Origin of the sequence: Streptomyces sp. NPDC020379 (assembly GCF_044387105.1) — a bacterium.
Taxonomy (GTDB): domain Bacteria; phylum Actinomycetota; class Actinomycetes; order Streptomycetales; family Streptomycetaceae; genus Streptomyces.
The window spans coordinates 40,065-59,096 of sequence record NZ_JBIRVR010000003.1; the positions used below are offsets into that span (position 1 = coordinate 40,065).

Annotated in this window: 17 protein-coding genes; 8 read left to right on the forward strand and 9 right to left on the reverse strand. The window is 73.0% G+C overall.

The window, feature by feature from the left end:
- Window positions 1-196 precede the first annotated feature (196 nt).
- Together ACH427_RS05005 and ACH427_RS05010 are read right to left on the reverse strand one after the other, a co-directional pair.
- Window positions 197-1,594 carry a gluconate:H+ symporter gene (locus ACH427_RS05005; protein ID WP_398868001.1) on the reverse strand — a complete coding sequence of 466 codons (1,398 nt, stop codon included), beginning with the start codon at window positions 1,592-1,594 and terminating at the stop codon, window positions 197-199.
- A 43-nt stretch (window positions 1,595-1,637) separates the two neighbouring features.
- The gene (locus tag ACH427_RS05010) at window positions 1,638-2,150 is read right to left on the reverse strand and encodes a gluconokinase (protein ID WP_398868276.1); all 513 of its coding nucleotides are present in this window, start codon (window positions 2,148-2,150) and stop codon (window positions 1,638-1,640) included.
- Window positions 2,151-2,288: 138 nt separating this feature from the next.
- On the opposite strand from ACH427_RS05010, the gene ACH427_RS05015 reads away from it, so the two are divergent.
- Window positions 2,289-2,990 (forward strand): FadR/GntR family transcriptional regulator, encoded by a 702-nt coding sequence (locus ACH427_RS05015; protein ID WP_398868002.1) that lies wholly within the window; start codon window positions 2,289-2,291, stop codon window positions 2,988-2,990.
- A 70-nt stretch (window positions 2,991-3,060) separates the two neighbouring features.
- Here the strand turns inward: ACH427_RS05015 and ACH427_RS05020 are convergent, their stop codons facing one another.
- On the reverse strand, window positions 3,061-4,509 hold the full coding sequence (locus ACH427_RS05020; RefSeq protein WP_398868003.1) for an MFS transporter: 1,449 nt from the start codon (window positions 4,507-4,509) through the stop codon (window positions 3,061-3,063).
- Between the two features lie 171 nt (window positions 4,510-4,680).
- Between ACH427_RS05020 and ACH427_RS05025 the strand changes: the two genes are divergently transcribed.
- From ACH427_RS05025 to ACH427_RS05035, 3 genes are all read left to right on the forward strand, one after another.
- Window positions 4,681-5,526, forward strand: coding sequence for a helix-turn-helix transcriptional regulator (locus tag ACH427_RS05025; protein ID WP_398868004.1), 846 nt, complete (start codon window positions 4,681-4,683; stop codon window positions 5,524-5,526).
- A gap of 150 nt (window positions 5,527-5,676) precedes the next feature.
- On the forward strand, window positions 5,677-6,450 hold the full coding sequence (locus ACH427_RS05030) for a class I SAM-dependent methyltransferase (RefSeq protein ID WP_398868005.1): 774 nt from the start codon (window positions 5,677-5,679) through the stop codon (window positions 6,448-6,450).
- A 47-nt stretch (window positions 6,451-6,497) separates the two neighbouring features.
- Window positions 6,498-7,442 (forward strand): NAD(P)-dependent oxidoreductase, encoded by a 945-nt coding sequence (locus tag ACH427_RS05035; RefSeq protein ID WP_398868006.1) that lies wholly within the window; start codon window positions 6,498-6,500, stop codon window positions 7,440-7,442.
- A 472-nt stretch (window positions 7,443-7,914) separates the two neighbouring features.
- On the opposite strand, the gene ACH427_RS05040 is transcribed toward ACH427_RS05035, so the two are convergent.
- Window positions 7,915-9,348 (reverse strand): amidase, encoded by a 1,434-nt coding sequence (locus ACH427_RS05040; RefSeq protein ID WP_398868007.1) that lies wholly within the window; start codon window positions 9,346-9,348, stop codon window positions 7,915-7,917.
- Window positions 9,349-9,527: 179 nt separating this feature from the next.
- Here ACH427_RS05040 and ACH427_RS05045 point away from each other — a divergent pair, with 179 nt between their 5' ends.
- Window positions 9,528-11,006, forward strand: coding sequence for an alpha/beta hydrolase (locus ACH427_RS05045; protein WP_398868008.1), 1,479 nt, complete (start codon window positions 9,528-9,530; stop codon window positions 11,004-11,006).
- A gap of 284 nt (window positions 11,007-11,290) precedes the next feature.
- Window positions 11,291-12,997, forward strand: a complete 1,707-nt coding sequence (locus ACH427_RS05050; protein ID WP_398868009.1) for an FAD-binding oxidoreductase — start codon at window positions 11,291-11,293, stop codon at window positions 12,995-12,997.
- A gap of 114 nt (window positions 12,998-13,111) precedes the next feature.
- Here the strand turns inward: ACH427_RS05050 and ACH427_RS05055 are convergent, their stop codons facing one another.
- Window positions 13,112-13,573 (reverse strand): GNAT family N-acetyltransferase, encoded by a 462-nt coding sequence (locus ACH427_RS05055; protein ID WP_398868277.1) that lies wholly within the window; start codon window positions 13,571-13,573, stop codon window positions 13,112-13,114.
- Window positions 13,574-13,631: 58 nt separating this feature from the next.
- The gene (locus tag ACH427_RS05060; RefSeq protein ID WP_398868278.1) at window positions 13,632-13,916 is read right to left on the reverse strand and encodes a helix-turn-helix domain-containing protein; all 285 of its coding nucleotides are present in this window, start codon (window positions 13,914-13,916) and stop codon (window positions 13,632-13,634) included.
- 61 nt (window positions 13,917-13,977) lie between these two features.
- Between ACH427_RS05060 and map the strand changes: the two genes are divergently transcribed.
- Window positions 13,978-14,745: a type I methionyl aminopeptidase gene (gene map, locus ACH427_RS05065; RefSeq protein ID WP_398868010.1), complete on the forward strand. Its 768-nt coding sequence runs from the start codon at window positions 13,978-13,980 to the stop codon at window positions 14,743-14,745.
- 28 nt (window positions 14,746-14,773) lie between these two features.
- Here map and ACH427_RS05070 read toward each other — a convergent pair whose 3' ends face one another.
- Entirely contained in the window at window positions 14,774-15,478 is a 705-nt protein-coding gene (locus ACH427_RS05070) for a lipoprotein (protein ID WP_398868011.1), read from the reverse strand.
- Between the two features lie 160 nt (window positions 15,479-15,638).
- On the opposite strand from ACH427_RS05070, the gene ACH427_RS05075 reads away from it, so the two are divergent.
- The gene (locus ACH427_RS05075) at window positions 15,639-16,928 is read left to right on the forward strand and encodes a rhomboid-like protein (protein WP_398868013.1); all 1,290 of its coding nucleotides are present in this window, start codon (window positions 15,639-15,641) and stop codon (window positions 16,926-16,928) included.
- A 108-nt stretch (window positions 16,929-17,036) separates the two neighbouring features.
- On the opposite strand, the gene ACH427_RS05080 is transcribed toward ACH427_RS05075, so the two are convergent.
- Together ACH427_RS05080 and ACH427_RS05085 are read right to left on the reverse strand one after the other, a co-directional pair.
- Window positions 17,037-18,884: an asparagine synthase-related protein gene (locus ACH427_RS05080; RefSeq protein WP_398868014.1), complete on the reverse strand. Its 1,848-nt coding sequence runs from the start codon at window positions 18,882-18,884 to the stop codon at window positions 17,037-17,039.
- Window positions 18,868-19,002, reverse strand: a complete 135-nt coding sequence (locus ACH427_RS05085; protein ID WP_398868015.1) for a lasso RiPP family leader peptide-containing protein — start codon at window positions 19,000-19,002, stop codon at window positions 18,868-18,870. Before ACH427_RS05085 ends, ACH427_RS05080 begins: the two co-directional genes overlap by 17 nt.
- Window positions 19,003-19,032: the final 30 nt, after the last annotated feature.

The following is a 19,032-nucleotide window of genomic DNA, read 5'->3' on the forward strand; positions in this document are numbered from 1 at the left end:
ACCGCCCGCCCCGCCCCTGCCCGCACCACTCGTGGTAGCAGCCCGCAGCGGCCAACTCCCGCTGCGCACGGGTGAACCCCGTGGTCTTGTTCCCTGCCCGCTCCGCGACCGCGTGCGCTCCCGCATCGGTGCTCGGCCATCCTGCATGAGGCCGAAAGCACGAGGCCCGGAACCAACTGAGGCGCGCCCCAAGGGCCTACACCACCAACGACAGCAGCAGCACGAAGACCAGCGACACCACCGAGATCACCGTCTCCATCAGGGACCACGTCTTGATCGTCTGGCCGACGTCCATGCCGAAGTATTCCTTCACCATCCAGAAGCCCGCGTCGTTCACATGGCTGAAGAAGAGCGAGCCCGCGCCGACGGCCAGGACCAGGAGGGCCGCGTGGGTGGTGCTCATGTCGGCGGCGAGCGGGGTGACCAGGCCCGCGGCGGAGATCGTGGCCACGGTCGCCGAGCCCGTCGCGAGGCGGATGCCGACCGCGATCAGCCAGGCCAGCAGGAGTGCGGGGACGGACCAGTCCTGGGAGATGTCGAGGATCATGCGGCCGACGCCGACGTCGATCAGGGTCTGCTTGAAGCCGCCGCCCGCGCCGACGATCAGCAGGATGCCGGCGATCGGGATCAGCGACTTCTCGACGGTCGTGGCCAGCCGGTCCCGGCCGAAGCCGGCGGCGCGGCCGAGGGTGAACAGGCCCACGAGCACGGCGGCCAGCAGGGCGATCAGCGGCGAGCCCATGACGTCGGTGACGCGCTGGAGGTGGTCCTTGGGGTCGTCGACGACGATGTCGACGAGCGCCTTGGCGAGCATCAGCACGACGGGCAGCATGACCGTGCCGACGGTGGCGGCGAAGCCGGGGCGGCGTTCCAGCTCCTCCGAGGGGCGCTGCGGGATCAGCTTCTCGGGCGGGGCGATGTCCACCCAGCGGGCGGCGACGCGGGAGAAGAGCGGCCCCGCGATCACGGCGGTCGGCACGGCGACGAGCACGCCGAAGGCCAGGGTCACACCGAGGTTGGCGCCGATGGCGTCGATCGCGGCGAGCGGCCCGGGGTGCGGCGGCACCAGGCCGTGCATCACGGACAGCCCGGCCAGCGCGGGGATGCCGATGCGCATGAGGGAGAAGCTGCCGCGCTTGGCGACCAGCAGCACCACCGGGATCAGCAGCACGATCCCGACCTCGAAGAAGAGCGGCAGCCCGATGATGCCCGCGATCAGCACCATCGCCCAGGGCATCGACCGGTTGCCGGACCGCGCCAGGATGGTGTCCACGATCTGATCGGCGCCGCCGGAGTCGGCGAGCAGCTTGCCCAGGATGGCGCCGAGCGCGATGAGCACGCCGACGCCCGCGACGGTCGCGCCGAGCCCGCTGGTGAAGCTGGTGATGACCTTGTCCAGCGGGGCGCCCGCGGCGGCGCCGAGCAGCAGCGAGCCGATGGTCAGAGCCAGAAAGGCGTGCAGCTTCAGGCGGGTGATGAGGAGGACGATGACGGCGATGCCGGCGACTACGGCGATCCCGAGCTGTGCGTGACCCGCCGAAGTGATCGGTCCGGCGGGGGCCGCGGCCAGCATCTCGACGCTGAGAGTGCTCACGGGGCTTCCTAAAGGGTGGGTGGAGCCTGGGGAATGAGAGGGGTCAGAGCCGCCGCAGTGCGGCGGTCGCGCGCTCGGCGACGGCCTCGGGCGCGGGCTCGACGTCCACGACGACGCCTGCCTCGTCCGCTTCGAGCGGTTCCAGGGCCGCGAACTGCGAGTCCAGGAGCCGGCCCGTCATGAAGTGGCCCTTGCGGGCGGCCATCCGCCCGGCGATCAGCGCGCGGTCACCGCTGAGGTGGAGGAAGACGATGCCGGGGGCGGCCGCGCGCAGCCGGTCCCGGTAGGCCCGCTTGAGCGCGGAGCAGCTGACGACCCCGCCCAGCCCGGCGCGGCTGTGCGCCCAGGCTCCGACGGCGTCCAGCCAGGGGGCGCGGTCGGCGTCGTCCAGCGGGATGCCGGAGGACATCTTGGCGATGTTGGCGGCCGGGTGGAAGTCGTCACCCTCGGCGTAGGGGACGCCGAGGGCGTCCGCCACCAGGGGGCCGATCGTGGTCTTGCCCGTGCCGGACACTCCCATGACGGCCACGACATGGGGGGCGTGGGGGGCCTGCATCGCTACCTCGCTGTCTTCGTCGACCTCGACGCCATCGGCGACGCGGCCCACTCAAACTCATTGGTACGACGTATTCAAGCCCCTGTGACCTAAAAGTCATACTTAATTGGCGGTCCTCGTAAACCGTAGGCTGACCCCATGGAAAACCAGGGGCAGGGGCTGCACGCGCGCGTGCTGGAATCCCTCGGGCCCGCGATCACGGCAGGCGAGTACGCACCGGGCACGGTTCTGCGGACCGACGCGCTGGAGGAGCGGTTCGAGGTCTCGCGCACGGTCATCCGCGAGGCGGTCCGTGTCCTGGAGTCCATGCGGCTGGTCACCTCGCGGCGCCGCGTCGGCGTGACCGTGCTCCCCGCCGAGGAGTGGAACGTCTACGACCCGCGGGTCATCCGCTGGCGGCTCGCCGGCGCCGACCGGCCGCGCCAGCTCCGCTCGCTCACCGTGCTGCGCTCCGCCGTGGAGCCCGTGGCCGCCGGTCTCGCCGCCCGCCAGGCCACCCCGGCGCAGTGCGCCGAACTCACCGAGCACGCCCTGGGCATGGTCGCCACCTCACGCGGCCAGCAGCTCGACCGCTATCTGGTGCACGACATCGCCTTCCACCGCGTGATCCTGCGCTCCTCGGGCAACGAGATGTTCGCGCGCCTCGGTGACGTCGTCGCCGAGGTCCTCACCGGCCGCACCCGGCACGAGGTGATGTTCACGGATCCCGACCCGGCGGCGGTGACCCTGCACGTACGCGTCGCGGAGGCGGTACGCGAACACGACCCGGTCCGCGCCGAGGCCCTCACCCGTGAGATCACGGCGGGCGCGATGGCGGAGCTGGACATCCTGGCTCCGTGACACCCCACGGACACAAGAGGTCCGGCGGAGGCGATCGCCTCCGCCGGACCTTCGGCTCCGGTGCCGGTGGTCAGTGCCGGGGCTCCGGGACCGCCACGGGCACCGGCCGCTCCGCCGCCGGGGCGGCCGCGGCCCGCGGCGCCGTGCGGCGCGTGGTGAGCAGGGCCAGGACGAGGATGGCCACGCCGCAGGCGGTGACGATCCAGTACCCCGGGCGCACCGCCTGCGTGTAGCCCGTGGTGCCGCCGTGCAGCCCGGTGGTGAGCACCGCGCCGAGCACCGCGACGCCCAGCGCCTGGCCGAACTGGCGGGCGGTGGAGACGATCGCGGCGGCCACCCCCGCCTGCTCCTTCGGCATGCCGGCCATGGCGGCGTTGGTGATGGGCGTGTTGGACAGCCCGGCGCCGATGCCGATCAGGACGTACGCGGTGAAGAGCAGCCCGTCCGTCGTGAACGCGGCGCCCGCGGCGAACAGCGCGCCGCCCGCGGTGACGGCGGCGCCGGCGAGGAGCAGCGGCAGCCGGGGGCCACGGCCGGCGGTCAGCCGTCCGGAGAGCGGCGAGGTGACGATGTTCATGACGGCCATGGGCAGCATGCAGAGGCCGGCGTGCAGGGCGGACATACCCCGGTTGTTCTGCAGATAGAGCGTGTTGAGGAAGAGGAAGCCGCCGAGCACGAAGAACGAGCACATCGCCATGACGCTCGCCCCGCTGAACGCGGCGCTGCGGAAGACCCGCAGTTCCACGAGGGGTTCGACGCGCCGCCGCTCGTAGGCGATGAGCGCGATGAGCGCGACCGGGGCGGCGATCGCGCAGGCGAGGGTGGGCACGGCGGTCCAGCCGGTGCCGGGGCCCTGGATGATGGCGTACGTCAGGCTGCCCAGCAGCACCATGACCAGGAGCTGCCCGACGGGGTCCACCCGGCGGGGCCGGGGCGCCCGCGACTCGGGGACGTAGCGCGCGGCGCAGATCAACGCGGCGAGGCCGATCGGCGGGTTGATCCAGAAGATCGACCGCCAGCCGATGCCCTGGACGAGCGCCCCGCCCACCAGCGGGCCCAGTGCCATCGCCACACCCAGCACCGCGCCCCACACGCCGATCGCCTTGGCGCGCTCGCGCGGTTCGGTGAAGGTGTTGGTGAGGATGGACATGGCCACCGGGTTGAGCATCGAGGCGCCGACCGCCTGGAGGATCCGGAAGCCGATGAGCCAGTCGAGGCCGGGCGCCAGTCCGCAGAGCAGCGAGCCCAGGGTGAAGAGGGCCAGGCCCGTCCGGAAGACGCGGCGGCGCCCGAGCCGGTCGCCCGCGGATCCGGCGAGCATCAACAGCGCGGCCAGCACGATGAGATAGGCGTCGGTGGTCCACTGCAAGCCGGACAGCGAACTGTGCAGATCGCGCTGCATCGCGGGCAGTGCCACATTGAGCACAGTGTTGTTGAGGTTGCCGATGAACACGCTCGTGCAGCAGACCGCGAGGACGAGGATCCGTCCTCTACGGGTGAGTTCAGCCTGAGTGGACACGGTCTTGTCCACCGTCCTCTCTCCGGGGGCCTCACGCCCCGTCGGTTCCGGGTCCGCGGATCGCCGCGGTGCGCCCAGCTTGCCGCCGGAGCACGGCGGCGGGGAGGCCCGGCCGAGAGGGGCCCTGGCAGGGCCCCCCTTCCCCCGCCCCGGTCAATGCATAATGCATTTATGGGTCATGCGCCGGAGGGGACCACAACCGGACTGGGCGATTTCCTGCGGAGCCGGCGGAGCCGGGTCACCCCGCAGCAGGCGGGCCTGCCCTCCTCGGCGGGGCGCCGCCGCACCGTCGGCCTGCGGCGCGAGGAGGTCGCGATCCTCGCGGGCGTCAGCATCGAGTACTACCGGCGGCTGGAGCAGGGCAAGCAGCAACGGCCCAGCCCCGCCGTCCTGGAGGCCATCGCGCGGGTCCTCGGCCTCACCGAGGACGAGCGGCGCCACCTCACGGCGCTGAGCCGGCGCCGCACGGCCGCACCCGGGGACCGGCCGGGCGAGGCGCACCGCGCGGTCCGCGACGACGTGCGCCGCATGCCCGGCATCGCCCACCCCTACCCGGCCTGCGTGCTCAGCCGCTCCAGCGACCTGCTGGTCGCCAACCGGCCCGGGCTCCGGCTCTTCCCCGGCATCGAGGACTGGCCGGAGCCGGAGCGCAACACCGCGCGCTACGCCTTTCTGCACCCCACCGCCCGCGAGCTGTACGCGAATTGGGACGACGTGGCCCACGGCCTCGTCGCCCACCTGCGCGCCGCGGTCGTCGTGCACCCGGGCGCGCCCGACATCGCCGGGGTGATCGATGAACTCACGGCACAGAGCCCCGAATTCGCCGCCCTGTGGCAGCGCTACGACGTCCACACCCGCACCAACGGGCGCAAGGTGCACCGCCATCCGGAGGTGGGGCTGATGACGCTGACGTACGAAGCCTTCGACGTGGCGCGCAGCGACGGCCAGCGGCTCATCGTCTACCAGGCCCCGCCGGGCACGCCCGATCACGAGGCCATGCTGCGCCTGTCGGCCTGACCGCGCGGGTTTATCGAGTTATCCGAATAACCGGCCGTCAATATCCCCGGGGGTTCCTCAACCAGCCACATTCATGCGTCAGTTGACGGACTTTTGACTATGCACCTTGTCACGCCGGCGTTACATGCCGTCCGTGTTAGCGTCATTTTCATGACGAATTCAATTCCTGAATCTGCGGAGCGTTTCAGCAAGTTTGCGGAATTCTATGACCGGGTCCGGCCGAAGCCGCCGACGGAGCTGGCGGAGCTGCTCCGGCAGTGGTCCGGCACCGAGAACCCGTCGGTGGTCGACCTCGGCTGCGGCACCGGTCTGTCGTCCACCATCTGGCCCGAGGCACAGGTGACCGGGGTGGAGCCCTCGGCCGAGATGCGGGCCATCGCCGCCCGGCGCGGCATCAAGGTCGTCGAGGGCACCGGCGAGGAGACCGGGCTGCCGGACGCCTGCGCGGACATCGTGACCGTGAGCCACGCCCTGCACTGGTTCGACCCCGCCCGCGCCTTCCCGGAGATCGCCCGCGTCATGCGGCCCGGCGCGGTACTGGCCGCCTTCGACTTCGACTGGCCGCCCGCCGTCGACCCCGAGGTCGACGCCGCCTACCGCGCGTTCGAGGCGACCCACACCGCGCTGGAGCGGGAGCGCGGCCTGCGCCCCACCTTCCTCGCCAAGAGCGGGCACCTCGGGCGACTGCGCGACAGCGGCCTCTTCCGGCACGTCAACGAGGTGTGCCTGCACATGAAGGAGACCGGCGGCGCCGACCGCTTCGTCGACTTCGCGGCGAGCCAGGGCGGCATCCCCGCCCTCCGCGAGCAGGGTGTCGACGAGGACGCGCTGGGCCTCACCCGGCTGCGGGAGGTCGCCGGGCGCCGGATGACCGACCGGTCGACGTGGTGGTGGACCTGCCGCGTCCGCCTCGCGACACGCTGATCCGCCGCACGGCACCGTACGCGTACGGGGAGGGGGAGGAAACACCTGTGGGACGCCTCGTGATGCCCGAGTGCCAGGGGTATCCGCAACTGGCCGGGATCGTCCGCCGCTGCCCCGGCAGCGAGGCGATCGAGATCTTCACCGATCCGTGCACCACTCCGTCGCAGCTCGCCGAGCGCATCCGCGGAGCCCGTACCGTCGTGCACTTCTTCGGCGGCCGGCCGCTGGACACCGAGGTGCTGCTGGCGGAACGGCCCCGGGAGGTCGTGGTCGCGGGGCCGGTCGGCAGGGCGGTCGACACCGAGGCGGCCCGGTCCGCCGGGATCGCGGTCTACGAGACGCCGGGCCTCGCCGCCGGCTCCGTGGCCGAGTTCACGCTGACCATGCTGCTCGCGCTGGCCCACCGGGTGCCGACGGCCGTGGGCTCCGCGCGGGGCTGGAACCCGGCGGGCGGGCGTGACCTGGCCGGCCAGTCGCTGGGCATCGTCGGCTGGGGCCGCATCGGCTCCCGGGTGGCCCGCCTGGCGCAGGGCATCGGCATGCGCGTCGCCGCCTGGTCACCGTCCCTGGACGAGGCCACCGCCCGCGCGGCCGGGGTCGACCGCATGCCCCTCGACACCCTGCTGGGCAGCGCGGACGCGGTGAGCCTGCACCTGCGGGCCACGCCGCGGAACCGGGAGATCATCGACGCGCGCCGGCTCGCCCTGCTCGGCCCCCGGACGCTGCTGGTCAACACCGCCCGCGCGTCGCTGATCGACATGACCGAGCTGCGCCGACGCCTCGCCGCCGGCCTCCTGGGCGGGGTGGCGCTCGACGTCTTCGACATCGAGCCGCTGCCCGCTGACGACCTCCTGCGCGACCACCCGGACGCGCTGGTCACCCCGCACATGGCATGGATGACCGACGACGCCGTCGGGCGCTTCCTGGCCGAGGCGATCGCGTTCGCCACGTCGGACGACCGCGGGGAGGGCCCGGTCCGACGGGTCGTCTGACCGCGCGCGGCTCCGGGGCGGGGGCTCGCGCCGTTCTCGGCGGGGACAGGGGCCCCGGGCCGCTTTCCGGCGGGCAAGGGCGCCGGACCGCTCTCTGGTCGGGGCAAGGGCCGCGTGCCGCTTTCCGGTTGGGGCAGGGGCCTCGCGCCACTCCCAGCCGGGGAGAGGGCCCTCGCGCCGGACCCGGCGGGGACAGACGTCTCGCGCCACCCCCGGCGGAGGCAAAAACCTCGCACCGCTCCCGGCGGAGGCAGGGGCCTCACGTCACTCCCCGGCCGGGGACAAGAGCCTCGCGCCGGACCCTGCGGGGACAGACGTCTCGCGCCACCCCCGGCGGAGGCAAAAACCTCGCACCGCTCCCGGCCGGGGCAGGGGCCTCGCGCTCCCGGCGGGAGCACGAACTCCGCGCCACCCCGGCAGGGGCGGCAACGCCCTCAGCGGCCCTCGTCCCCGCCGTCCGGAAAGGCCCGCTTCAGGACGCCCGCTGTCCCAGCTCGCGGCGCGCCGGCGCGGCCTCCGCGGGCCATCGCTCGAACCACCGCTGGTCCGCTTCCAGTTGTGCGGCCAGTGAGATCAGCAGCGGTTCGCCGGACGCCGGGCCGAGCAGCTGCGCCCCCAGCGGCAGCCCGTCGGGCGTGAACCCCGCCGGCACGCTCACCCCCGGCCACCCCAGGACGTTCCACGGCCACGCGTACGGGCACGCCGCGATCGTCCGCGCGTCCGTCTCCCTGCTGGAGAGGCCGTCCAGCGCGCCGATCCGCGGCGGCGGCACGGCCGTCGTCGGCGTCAGGACCACGTCGAAGCGCCCGAAGATCTCGCCGGTCCGGCGGCCCAGCGGCCCCTCCGCCGCCCGCGCGGCCCGCAGGAGGGGGCCGCCGAGCAGCAGCCCGTTCCGCGCGTTCACGTGCGTACGGGGATCGAGCAGCGCCCGGTCGGGCGCCCGCTTCGCCCAGTCGCGGATCCCGGCCATCGAACGCGGCACGAAGCTCAGCCCGACCAGCCCGTAGCGGGGATCCTCCTCGACCACGTCGTGCCCCAGCGCCGCCAGCCGCCCGGCGACCCGCAGGGTGGCCTCCCGTACGGCCGGGTCGAGCCACTGCCGGGCCACCGCGTACGCGGGCCGGAAGGACAGCGCGATCCGCAGCCGCCGCGGCTCCCGCCCCGCCGCCGCGAGCAGCCCGACGGAGGGCGGCCGGTGCAGGTCGCCGCGGTGCGAGCCGCTCACCACGTGCAGCAGGAGCGCCGCGTCGGCGACCGTACGGGCCAGCGGGCCGTGGCTGGTGATGCCGTGGAACGCCTCCGGTTCCGGCCAGGTCGAGACCCGGCCGCGCTGCGGCTTGATGCCGATCAGGTGCGTCCAGGCCGCCGGGATGCGCAGGGATCCGGCGCCGTCCGAACCCAGCGCGGCCGGGACCAGGCCCGCGGCGACGGCCGCCGCGGCCCCGCCGGACGAACCGCCGGGCGTGTGGCGGGTGTTCCACGGGTTGCGGGTGGCGCCGAAGGCACGGCCCTCCGTGAGGGGGAACTGGCCCAGTTCCGGGGTGTTCGTCTTGCCCACGATCACCGCGCCCGCCGCGCGCAGCCTGCGGACGGCCTCGCTGTCCGCGGTCCGCGGCGGGAAGGGGCCCGCGCAGCCGAACGCGGTCGGCAGCCCGGCCACGTCCATGTCGTCCTTCACCGCCAGCGGTACGCCCAGCAGCGGGGCCCGCTCCCCCGCGGCCAGCCGCCGGTCCGCGGCGTCGGCCTCGGCGAGCGCGGCGTCGGTCCGTAATCGCCGGAAGGCGTTCAGTACGGGTTGTGTCTCCTCGATCCGCCGCAGGGCCTCCTCCACGAGCGCGCGCGAGGTGACGTCCCCCGCGGCCAGCGCACGAGCTGTTCCGGCGAGCCCGGAAGGCGTTCGTTCCATGACGCTTTCTCCTTCCCCCGTTCGAACACAAGCTACTGGCAAGGGAGTTGAATGCGCACCCTTCACGCGTGCACCGGACACGGACCGGCGCGGGGCGTCGTCGGCCGGGGGCTCTCCCTACCCTTAGGGGAGTGGCTGGCCGGATGGGCAGGACACCGCCTGCGCAGCAGGCTTCCCCCATGCGACAGGCAACCCGTAAAGCTCTCCTGACCACTGCCTCCGCGGCCGCCCTGGCCGCCACACTGACCGCTCCCGCCCACGCCGCCACGAAGGCCCCACCGCTCGCCTGGCAGCCCTGCGCGGAGAAGGACGGCCGCGAGTGCGCCACCCTTCAAGTGCCGCTGGACTACGACCGCCCCGACGGCCCGGCCGCCGACATCGCCGTCTCCCGCCTGCGCAGCGACCACCCGGAGGCCCGGCGCGGAACCCTGCTGCTGATACCCGGCGGGCCCGGCGGCTCGGGCCGCCGGCGGCTCGCCGAAACGGGCCGGCGGCTGCGCGAGGAGACCCGTGGCGCGTACGACATCGTCAGCCTCGACCCGCGCGGCACCGGCGGCAGCACCCGGGCCGACTGCGGCATCGCCGAGGACGACCGGCAGCTCGTCAACCTCCACCCCTGGCCCGGCCCCGGCGGCGACATCAGCGCCACCGCGGCCCGCGCCCGGCGGATCGCCGACGCGTGCGCCCGCAACGGCGGCGCGTTCGTACGCGGCCTCTCCACCGCCAATGAGGTCCGCGACATCGACCGCTTCCGCCAGGCCCTGGGCGAGGAGAAGCTGTCGGCCTGGGGTGTTTCGTACGGTACGTACGTGGGGGCCGTCTACGCGCAGAAGTACCCCCAGCACACCGATCGTTGGGTTCTCGACAGCAACGACGACCCCGACCCTTCGCGCGTGGCGCGCGGCTGGCTGGCGAACATGTCGGCCGGGGTCGACGACCGCTTCCCCGACTTCGCCGCCTGGGCGGCCGACCCCGCGCGCGGCGCGGACCGGCTGGCCGAGAAGGCCGCGGACGTACGGCCGATGTTCCTGGCGCTGGCGGACCGACTTGATCGCGCGCCGCGTCGGTTCGCCGACACCAAGCATGCGCTGACCGGCAATCTGCTGCGGCAGGTCATGCAGCTCAGCCTCGAATCCGACGCGCGGTTCCGCGGCCTCGCCGGCCTCATCCGCGCGGCCCGCACCGGCGACGGCCCTCTCGGCGTCCCCGACCCGATGCCTGGGCCCCTCTCCCAGGCCGATGCCGCCGTCGCCGTCGGTGTCATCTGCAACGACGTCGGCGACTGGCCTCGTTCGGTGGCGGCCTACGCCCGGTCCGTCGCTTCGGACCGCGCCCGCCACCCCCTCACGGCGGGCATGCCGGCGGGGATCACGCCGTGCTCCTTCTGGAAGACCGCTCCTACCGAGAAGCCGACCCGCGTCACGTCGGACGGGCCGTCCAACGTGTTGCTGGTCCAGAACCTGCGCGATCCTGCTTCGCCGTATGCCGGCGCCCTGAAATTGCGGGCCGCATTCGGCGGGAGGGCTCGGATGCTGACGGTTGACGGGGGTGGGCATGAGGTTTATCTGGGTGGGGGGAATGCGTGTGGGGATGCGGCGGTGACGTCGTTCTTGGTGCGGGGGGATCGGGCGGGGGATGTGTTCTGTCCGGCGGGGTGATCTTTGGGATTCGACGTCTTCGGGTGACCCGCGGCCGGGGGCCTGGGGCACGCGCCCCAGTGCGGGAAGGGGCGGGGTGGGGAAAAGCCCGCCGCAGGCGCCCCCGGCCCTCGGCCAGGCACCTGCCACCCTTCCGGGATCGGACCCCGAACCCCGGAAGAAAACCAGGCCCCCTCTTCCTCCCTGAGGACGATCCCCGCCGGCACGACCGGCGTAGCGTGAGCAACAGCCTTCAAACCAAACACAGTTGCCACCAAAGGATCACCGAGGGAAGGAAAGGCGAGATGAACCCACCGAAGCGCCACCCACTGGGACGGCGCGAGCTGCTCGCCAAAGCGGGAGCCGTGGCGGCCGGCGGCGCGGCCGCCGGGCTGGCCGGACCGCTCGGAGGCAGTACCGCCGCGGCCGAACCGGCGGCGGCCCGGCCGGGAACAGCGGCCGAAACCCTGACGGCCCCGCCGGAGGCAACGGCCTTCGGACCGGTGACCGTGCGGCCCGGCGACACCCGGTACGTCAGCCTCCTGCGCGGCAACAACTTCCGTTTCGCCGGCCGCCCGGACGAGATCCGCGTCTGCGGATCGACTTCGCAGGTGGTGCGCGCGGTGCAGGACGCCGTCCGGTCCGGGCGGCGGGTAGCCGTCCGCAGCGGTGGCCACTGCTTCGAGAACTTCACCGCCGACCCGGCGGTGCGGATGCTGCTCGACCTCTCACCCATGGACGCCGTCGGGTTCGACGAACGGCACGGTGCCTTCGCCGTACAGCCCGGCGCGACCCTCGGGCACGTCTACCGCACCCTCTTCAAGGGCTGGGGCGTGACCGTCCCCGCCGGCGGCTGTCCGGAGGTCGGCGCCGGGGGACACTTCGCCGGTGGCGGGTACGGGCCGCTGTCACGGCGGTACGGCTCCGTCGTCGACCACATCCACGGCGTGGAGGTGGTCGTGGTCGACCGCGACGGCACCGCGCGCGCCGTCGTCGCCACCCGCGAGCGGGACGACCCTCACCGCGATCTCTGGTGGGCCCACACCGGCGGTGGCGGCGGCAACTTCGGCGTCGTCACCCGCTATTGGCTCCGCTCTTCCGGAGCCGAAGGCACCAGAGGCGCCGGAAACACCGACCCCACCCGGCTGCTGCCACCCGCCCCGCGCGAGCAGTTGGAACACCTGATCGGCTGGCCGTGGGACAGCCGGATGACCGAAGAGGCGTTCACCACGCTGCTGCGCAACTTCGGCACCTGGCACGAGCGCAACAGCGCGCCCGGCTCCCCCTACGCCGGCCTCTACGGGATCCTCCTGCCCATGCACCGCAGCGCGGGCCACTGCCTCATGGCCGTACAGATCGACGCCGGCCTTCCGGGCGCCGACCGCCTCGTGACCGACTTCGTCACCGCCGTCACCGCGGGCACCGGTCTCAAGCCCAGCGTCGACGCCCGGCGCACCATGCCGTGGCTCCACGCCACCACCTGGCCCGGCACCGGCGAACCCGGCGACATCCTCAGCCGCCGCTACAAGATCAAGGCCGCCTACCTGCGCCGCTCCTTCACGGACACCCAACTGGCGACCGTCTACCGCCATTTGACCACCGACGCACCCATGCCCCGCGGCGGCATGCTCCTCATCGGCTACGGCGGCCAGGTCGGCGCGGTGGCCCCGGACGCCACCGCGGTCGCCCAGCGGGACGCGGTCATGAAGGCGGTGTTCCAGACGATCTGGACCGACGAGTCCGAGGACGCGGCCAACCTCGCCTGGGTCCGCGGCTTCTACCGCGATGTCTACGCCGCGACCGGCGGCGTCCCGGTCCCGGACGCCGTCAGCGACGGCTCGTACATCAACTACCCCGATGCCGATCTGGCCGACCCCGTCTGGAACAGATCCGGGGTGCCGTGGCACGAGCTCTACTACAAGGGCAATTACGCGCGCCTGCGGCGTGTGAAGGCACGGTGGGATCCGCGGGACGTGTTCCACCACGCGCTGTCCGTCGAACCGCCCGCCTGAGCCGGGGCACGGCGACCCGCAGGCCGTACAGGGGCCAGAACTTGGGTTCCATGAAGGAAGGCCGGCGAAGCGGGCGCACTGACGGCGAGCCGTTTGCCGCCGGAGGCGGTGCCGTCAGCGGTCCCCGTCGAGCACCAGCAGGACGTGCTCGTGCTCGCCGTACCGGACCGTCCCCGCACGCCGGAATCCGTGCTTCTCCAGCAGCCGTACCGAGCCGGTGTTCCCGCCGAAGGGATCGGCGTGCAGAGGGCGGGCCTCCTCCCGCTCCAGGAAGAGCGCCAGCGCCCGCGTGCCGACGCCCCGGCCCCAGTACCGCCGGCCGAGCCAGTACCCGATGAAGCGCCGGTCCTCGTCCCACCACGCCACCACGTTGCCCGCCAGCTCCCCGTCGACAGTGACGGCCTGCACATGGACAGCCGGATCACCGAGGACTCTCGTCGCCCAGTGGGTCATGAAGGCATCCCGTTCACGGGGCGGGAATTTCGACCGCCGCACGGCCTCCGGGTCGTGCTCCTGCTCGAAGAACACCTCCAGATCGGCCGGTCCGACGTCTCTCAAACACACCTGGTCGCCCATACCGACGGAGTCTGCCACCAGCCACTGACAATCCGCCGAAGGCCAACTCGGCCGCCCCTCAAGCCGAAAGCGCTTCCCCCTCCCACCCCTCCTCCGACGCCGGCGGGACGGACGCCGCCGCCAGTTCGTCCAGGGAGACGTCGAGCGCCGCCGCCAGCGCCACCACCGTGAAGAAGGCCGGCGTCGGCGCGCGGCCCGTTTCGATCTTGCGGAGGGTTTCCGCGGAGACGCCCGCCGCCGCGGCGATCTCCACCATGCTGCGGTCGCCACGCGTACGGCGCAGGAGCGCGCCGAAGCGTTCGCCGCGTTCGCGTTCCCACGGAGTCAAAGGAGTCCTCACCATGACCGTGATACTAATACCGGTATAGAAATAACGGTTCCCTGGATCGAGGAGTCGCACGGACATGGTGGAGATCAAGACCGACGAGGCGCTGGACGCGATGCGCGAAGCGGGGCGCGTCGTGGCGCACGCGCTGGCCGCCGTGCGGAAGGCGGCGGGCGTCGGAGTGTCGCTGCACGAGCTGGACGAAGCGGCCCGCGCGGTCCTGCGCGAGGCCGGGGCGGACTCGCCCTTCCTCGGCTACCGGCCGTCGTTCGCGCCCACCCCCTTCCCGGCGGTGATCTGCACATCGGTGAACGACGCGGTCGTGCACGGCGTCCCCACGGACTACCGCCTGCGGGACGGCGACCTGGTCAGCATCGACTGCGGCGCGCGGCTCGACGGATGGACGGGCGACGCCGCGATCACCTTCACCGTCGGCACGCCCCGCCCCGGTGACCTCGAACTGATCGACGCCACCCAGCGCGCCCTCGACGCCGGCATAGCCGCCGCCGTCCCGGGCAACCGCATGGGCGACATCGCGCACGCCATCGGCACCGTCGCCCAGGCGGCCCGCTGCGGCATGCCGGCCGACTTCGGCGGCCACGGCATCGGCCGCGCGATGCACGAGGACCCCCCGGTCCCCAACCGCGGCCGCCCCGGCCGCGGCTACCCCCTCCGCCACGGCCTGGTCCTGGCGATCGAGCCCATGCTCATGGCGGGCGGCCGGGACAGCTACCGCACGGGCGACGACGGCTGGACCCTCTTCACGACGGACGGCAGCCGGGCCGCCCACATCGAGCACACGGTCGCCATCACGGACGAGGGCCCGCGCGTCCTGACCCTGCCGTGACCGGCACGGCCGACGCCCGGGGGCGGTGCTAGCCCGCCACCGTCATCGTCTTCTTCGCCGTCTCGTACGCCGGCAGCATCTCCTGGTGCTCCTGGCTGTCGAAGCCGCCGAGGTGGACGACCATGACGCCCTTCGGAGTCGTCACCGCGAAGGCGCTTTCCCGCTTGGGCTCGTCCGTGAGGATGCTGTCGACCTTGTAGACGACCTCGGCCGCGGGCAGTTCACCGGCCTTGATCTCGGTGTACTCCCGCTCCTTGACCTTCTTCTCCTCGGCCATGAACGCCTCCAGGACCTGGCGGGGCGTCTTGTCGTTCATGGCGTCCGCGGTCCACAGGCGGATGAAGCCGATGTTGCCCGCCGTCTTCGCGCTGAGTTCGAGGGCGCCCCTGAAGGTCTTGTGGCCCGAGAACTTGCCGAGCAGTTCGCCGTCCTCGCGGGAGAGGCACGTCGGCTTCCACGCCTTCGTCGCCATGAACGACACCGGGAGCTCACAGGCCGACCCGGCGTCGCCGATCCTCGTGTCGGCCTTCTTCCACTCGCCGGAGTCCTTCGCCTTCGGGGCGGAACTCCCGGCGGACTTCGAGGCGGAAGGAGCGGAGGAAGAGGGCGCGGCCGCCGCCTCGCTCTTCTTGCCGTTCTCCTTGTCCTCCGCCGACGAGTCCGCCGACGAGCAGCCGCTGAGCACCGCGACCGTGAGTGCGGCGGTCACCGCACCCCCCATGATCTTGCGCATGAATCCCTTTACCCCACGAATCGAACTAACCGGCCAAACCTAGCCCCCCGGGCACACCACCCCCAAACCGTTTTCCCAGGCCACACCCCTCCTTACCGCGCCACGACAGCCCCCTGGACTACAGTTCCCCGGTCCGGAGCAGGCGTACGGGGTGAAGTGGATGGCCGGGAACACCATGGGGCGAGCCATACGGCGACTGCCCGCTACCTACGCGTACGTCGCTGTGCTGCTCGCCACCGCCGCGTGGATGTCGAGCCGGCCGGGGCGCGAACAGGCCCGGTTCATCCGGCACAACAGCAGCAACATCCACCACCTCGAAGTCGGCAAGTGGTGGACGCTGTTCACCAGCGGGCTGGTGGTCGACGGCGTGCCCGTGCTGCTCGGGATCGCCGCCGTGGCCGCCGTGCTCGGGCTGGCGGAGTGGCGGTGGGGGACGCTGCGCGGATTCGGGGTGTTCCTGGCGGGCCACCTCGTGGCGACCCTGCTGACCGAGGGCGCGATGTGGCTGATGCATCTCGCGCACCTGCCGGGCGTCCTGGCCAGGGCGCGTGATGTCGGCATCAGTTACGGGCTGGTCGCGACCGCCTCCTGCCTGCTCGCCCTCGGCGGCCGCCGGGCCCGCCGGTACGGACTGCCGGCCCTCACCGCGCTGCTCACCGTCGCCTGGGTGATCAACCATGAACTGGCCGACGCCGGACACCTGGTGGCCCTCGGCCTCGGCGTGCTCGGCGCGCGCACCCGCTGGTTGCGGGACCGGGCCCGGAGCGCGACCAGTGCCTACGCGGCGCCGGCCGCTCCCCAGGCCGCCGCCTCCGCCGCCCAGGGCGTCATGTCGCCCAAGCCCGTGTCCGGACTCGTCGCCTCCAGCACCGAGGACGGCATCTGGATCCACTGGGAGCTGGACTGCGCGAACCCCTGGGACCGGGATCCGGTCGTCGACACGAACGTGAAGTCTTTCGAGCTGTACCGGGCCGACGACAACGGCGAGCCCTTCAAGCACATCGCCACCCTGCCGGGGGAGTCCGCGGAGAACGGCTTCATCGACGCCGAGATCAAGCGCAACCGGTATGCCGTCTACTACGTGACCACGGTGGACCTGACCGGCAACGAGTCCGCGGCGTCGGCCACGGCGGCGGGTACGCCCCTGGTGCGGATCAAGCAGGAGACCCCGGGCACCCCGAAGTCGCTGACGGCGCAGAGCGGCTCCGGCAAGGTCGAGCTGAGCTGGCAGCCGAACCCCTACGACACCCCGAGCCCCTCGAAGTACCTGGTCTACCGCTACGACACGGGTCGGCTCAACCCGTCCCTGGTCTTCGAGACGGACGCGACCACCTACTCCGACAGCCGCGACCTGGAGCCGGGCGCGAGCCACACCTATCGCGTCGTGGGCGTCAGCGCGAAGGGCGAAGAGGGCACTCTCTCGGACGCCACGCAGGTCACGCTTCCGTAGCCATATGCCGTCCGGCCTCCGCCTGCCCGCATGCGACCGGACGGGCACGCGGAGGCCGCGCTCGCCCCTCCCCCGGCGCCACGACGACCGCCGAGGCTCGCGAGCCGCTCATGCCGGCACCCCCGGCCCCGCCCCGCCCGCGTCGAGCACCGACCGCAGCCACATCTCGCAAGCCAGCGTGTTGTCGAGAGCGCGCATCACCTCCGGTGAGAGCTCGGGGTGGCGCAGGCCCGCGCGCAGGGCCGACGCGTCCAGGAGGCCCGCTCGGGCCAGGCGGGACTCCGTGACGATCTCGGCGAGTTCGGCCTTGTTGCGGCGGAGGCCGAGGTAGAAATCGGCGCTGTACTCACCCTTGGTGGAGCGCGCCAGGACGGTGTCCGGCACGAGGTCGGCCATCGCCGTGGCGAGCACCGGTTTATAGCGGTCGCGCGCGGCGCGGTCGGCGATCCGTACGGTGAGGGCGGCCTCGATCACGCGGTCGTCGAGATACGGCGCGGCGTACGGCAGGCCCTGCGCCGCCGTCACCTGGTCGACCTGCCGGAAGCCGCGCCCGCACGCCTGCACGCAGGACAGTGCGATGTGCTGGCCGCGCTGGGACGCGAGCGGCTCCGGCACATCCGCCGCCGCCGCGCGCAGGAGGCACTGCACGGCCCGGACCGCGTCCGGCGTGGCCCAGGGCGGCATGCGCAGCGCCGGGCCCCAGGCCGTGGACGAACTCGCGCCCTGCGTAAGGCCCTCGGCCCAGGCCGCGAGCCACTGGCTGAACGTGCTGCGGTCCGCGATCCCCCGCAAGAGGGACCACAGCGGCCACCGCCGGAGAGCACCCCGCCTGCGCACCAGGCTGAGCGTGGGCAGCGTGTGTCTGCGGAAGCGGTCGCGCGCGTACGGCGGGAGCGCGCAGAACAGCTCATCCCCACCGCCGCCCGACAGATGCAGCTGCGAGCCGCGCTCCGTCATCAGCTCCACGAGCGTGGTGAGCCGTGCGCCGTCCCGCGCCCAGCTGCCCGGCTCGTCCGCCGTCGCCCCGAGGCCGGTCAGACCGCTGAACCACAGGGGCGCGCGCGACCGTTCGGGAACGACATGCTCGGCCGTGCCCGGCAGCCGGGCGGCCGCCAGCTGCGCCCAGGCCGCGTCGTCGTTCGCCGCGTCCACGCTCTCCCAGCGGAACGTGACCAGACGGGCCGGACCACGCGCGGCGAGAAAGCACAGGCTGGTCGAATCCATCCCGCCGGAGAGGTCCGAACTCACGGTCTTGGCGTCCACCGTGCAGGAATCCACCGCCGCCGTGAGCGCCCGGCTCACCTCGGCGGCGCCCTCCGCCAGCGGCAGGTCAGGCTCGGGGGGATGCCACCACGGGCGCACCTCGGCGCGCCCGTCCGCCTCCAGCAGCAGGAAGCTCCCGGCCGGCAGCGCCTCCACACCCCGCCACAGGCTGGGCCCCGCGTCGAGCGGGAAGGGCGGCGGGGACGACAGCAGGTGGAGAGCCAGCCTCCGCTCGTCCACCCCCGAGCCGAGGGCCCGCGCCAGCGTGTCCGCGCGGCTCGCCGCCACCGTCACCCCGTCCAGCCGGGCGCGGAACACCCGCCGCACCCCCGACGCGCTCCCCCGCACCCGCACCCGGCCGCCCACGGAAGCGACCGCGTGGAAGCTCCCCTCCAGCCCCCGCAGCGCCCCCTCGACGTCCGCGATCTCCCGCACGCGCCTGAGCCGGATCCGCAGCGCCTCGGCGGTGACGGGACACCGCCCGATCACCGCCAGCCGCGCCTCCCCCACCGCGGCCACCACCACCTGCCCGGCCGGCCAGCTCCCCACCAGCCATGGCCGCCCGGAGTGGTGGTCGATCACCTCGGCGGCCCCGCGGCGCAACGTCTGCGCCACGGCCGCCCCCGGTTCGCCGTCGGGAAAGACCGCGAACCACGTCTCGCTGCTCATCGTCAGGTCAGCTCGGCCGGACATACCAGGCGGCGTAACCGCCTTCGTAGTACGTCCCCGTGGACGTGCCCAGCGTCAGGTCGGCGAACTCACCGACCTCCATCAACTCCGGCGGCTCGTACGGCTCTTCTTCCCGCTCCACGGCGGCTCCCCTCCCCGGGTCACAGCTTCG